The organism is Candidatus Cardinium sp. cBcalN2 (genome assembly GCF_022810445.1).
Taxonomy (GTDB): domain Bacteria; phylum Bacteroidota; class Bacteroidia; order Cytophagales; family Amoebophilaceae; genus Cardinium.
The window spans coordinates 1-2,461 of the sequence record NZ_JAACGD010000163.1 but is presented as its reverse complement, the minus strand read 5'-3'; the positions used below and the strand labels follow the sequence as shown (position 1 = coordinate 2,461).

Here is a 2,461-nt window from a genome sequence, read left to right as displayed (position 1 = left end):
TTATGGACTAAAAGAAAAAAAACCTTCTATAAATAATATATATATGACTGATTTACAATAATTATAATCCAGAACTCAGGTGAATAGAAAGTCCTAATAGCCTAAAAACTCAAGTTACACTACAAACAATAAACAAAAAAGCAAATCTAAAAACTATACTAGTATCTATTTACCACTATGGTAAAAGTACGCGAAAAAATAAACAACATCCCTTGTAAAATAGCAGCGAATCTACTTTTAAATTACCAGCAGCGTGCACGTTTCAAAAGCAGCCTACTACACAACTATAGCCTCTTTACTACCTATGGGCATACACAAAAATCTATATAACAGATATATATATTTGCATAACAATCAGAATTTTCCTACCATACAGTGATAGGCTGCTTTATGATAGGATTTAGCTAACGGATCAACCTGGAAGCGTCTAGGCAACGTGCGCGTTGCGCACGAAAACTAAATAAAACAAAAAACAATAACTACATGGAATCTATAAAAAACAAAAAACAACATAAAGTGAAAATGTTATTAACCAGTAGTAGTTTTTTACTACTAAACGCAAATCAGCATTCCTGCTGGGATTTAAAATCAGATTTGAAGCAAAAAGCTATACATCCAAACACTACTGACCATCGCGCTAGCGAAAATACGCTAGCAATCCCTAACACAACATACACACCACATCATGCTTCTACTGAACAAGAACAGGCTAACGGAACCTACAGAGAGACCAGGTATGAAACTGGATATGGAAGCGATACAATGCTAGATGGAGCCCAAAATAGTTATGAAGGTCTAGAAACGGATCAATGTTCCTTAGAAGCTGGTATTAGCTATCAAAATCTAGAAAGTCATAAACAGCTATCTAGAGCAGCAACCAGGCTTATCCAATTAATAACCGAAGCGCTACAAAACGTTGCACGTAATGTGGAGAAACATATTAATTTGAATCTGATCAATAGTTTAATCGTAATACAAAAGACCGTTAATCAAATGGCAGCTCTGTATCCAGAAAGTTATAACCAGGTATCTAGAGAAGTAACCAGGCCTATCCAATTAATAACCGAAGATTTACAAGACATTGCATGTAATGTGGAGAAACATATTAATTTGAATCTGATCAATGATTTAATCGCAATACAAGAGACCGTTAATCAAATGGTAGCGCTGCGTGACGGAGATGATCAGATTTTAGCGCCTCATCAAAAAGAAAAGCTAAACAGCATACAAGCAAAAATCGAAGAATCAAATTCCCCTTCTTACCTTGCAATTGATCTTTACAATGAGGCATATCAATCATTATTACATCGCTCTACAGTAAAGTGCACTGATCTCTGATTGTTAAAGGGTTGTATGGCAATTACCAGCAAAATGCATTAGACCTCTTACAAAACTTATTGAGCACTTTTGGTCTGAAAACTTGTCTATGCTCCTCCAATACATTGAGCATACTGCAGTCTGCGATTGCCTTTCTTCTAAAAGTTGTTCATTACAAACAAATAGGTTTTGAAAGAGTGCTAAAATAGATACTTTGTTTAATCAACAGTTAGCTAAAAAATCAAATTCTGCTAAGCAACTTTAGCCAATGAAGTTTCTTTTTAGGTATAACCTACCTATTTGGTTGTCAGCTAAATATAAAATCAATGGGCATGCATCATGCCCTAAATAAAACAAAAAACAATAACTAACCATATGGAATCTATCAAAAATAAAAAACAACATAAGGCAAAAATTTTACTAACCAGTGGTAGTTTACTACTACTAAACGAAAATCAGCATAGCTGCTGGAGTTCAAAATCAGTTTCGAATCAAAAAGTTATACATCCAAACACTACTGACTATTCCGCTAGTGAAAATAAAATACCAACTCTTAGCACAAAATACCTACCACATACTACCTCTACTAATGAAGAAGAGACTAACGGCGTCTACAAAGAGATGGATTATGAAAGTGGATATGCAAGCAATAGCGATAGTGAGCAGGTGACTTATCCATATACACCATCAATATATTATTCACAGTCATTCAACAATGTTTATACAAATAAAAGCGATATCGTGCCAGATGCATCTAAAAAAAGTCAGGAGCACAATTCTTTGAAAGTAACTGAAAGTGGCAATATATCTAGTGATTTACAACCATCCAACAATATAAATGATAGAACCATAGATGCATCCAAGACAGGGTATAGAGATGCTCTGCTTGAAGAGAGCGGGAGTGATACAGACCGATTCATAAACGGTCCAACAAAGATAGATAAAGCCAATGATAGCAATAGAACCAATGGTTGTCAAGATGAAAAAAACCATATTGACCAGGGATACGGATCGAGCAGTACTTTGTCAAGCAATCACACAAACCATTCTACTGATCAAGCAGCAGAGTATGATGATTGTCTATTGGATAATAGTAGCGATACAAAGGCGTCTTTTGATAAAGATGATCTGTAGTAGTTGATAT

Annotated in this window: 3 protein-coding genes; all 3 read left to right on the top strand. The window is 34.9% G+C overall.

What is annotated here, in order from left to right; genetic code table 11:
- Positions 1-177 precede the first annotated feature (177 nt).
- The 3 genes from MUW74_RS04100 to MUW74_RS04090 all read left to right on the top strand — a co-directional run bounded on the left by MUW74_RS04100 (position 178) and on the right by MUW74_RS04090 (position 2,451).
- Entirely contained in the window at positions 178-330 is a 153-nt protein-coding gene (locus MUW74_RS04100) for a hypothetical protein (RefSeq protein WP_243519109.1), read from the top strand.
- 153 nt (positions 331-483) lie between these two features.
- Positions 484-1,338, top strand: a complete 855-nt coding sequence (locus MUW74_RS04095; protein WP_243519106.1) for a hypothetical protein — start codon at positions 484-486, stop codon at positions 1,336-1,338.
- Between the two features lie 354 nt (positions 1,339-1,692).
- Positions 1,693-2,451: a hypothetical protein gene (locus MUW74_RS04090; RefSeq protein WP_243519104.1), complete on the top strand. Its 759-nt coding sequence runs from the start codon at positions 1,693-1,695 to the stop codon at positions 2,449-2,451.
- Positions 2,452-2,461 lie beyond the last annotated feature (10 nt).

What these genes read in the sequence shown, in the direction of transcription:
- MUW74_RS04100 (WP_243519109.1), top strand. Translation starts at nt 178, where the DNA reads ATGGTAAAAGTACGCGAAAAAATAAACAACATCCCTTGTAAAATAGCA.
- MUW74_RS04095 (WP_243519106.1), top strand. Translation starts at nt 484, where the DNA reads ATGGAATCTATAAAAAACAAAAAACAACATAAAGTGAAAATGTTATTA.
- MUW74_RS04090 (WP_243519104.1), top strand. Translation starts at nt 1,693, where the DNA reads ATGGAATCTATCAAAAATAAAAAACAACATAAGGCAAAAATTTTACTA.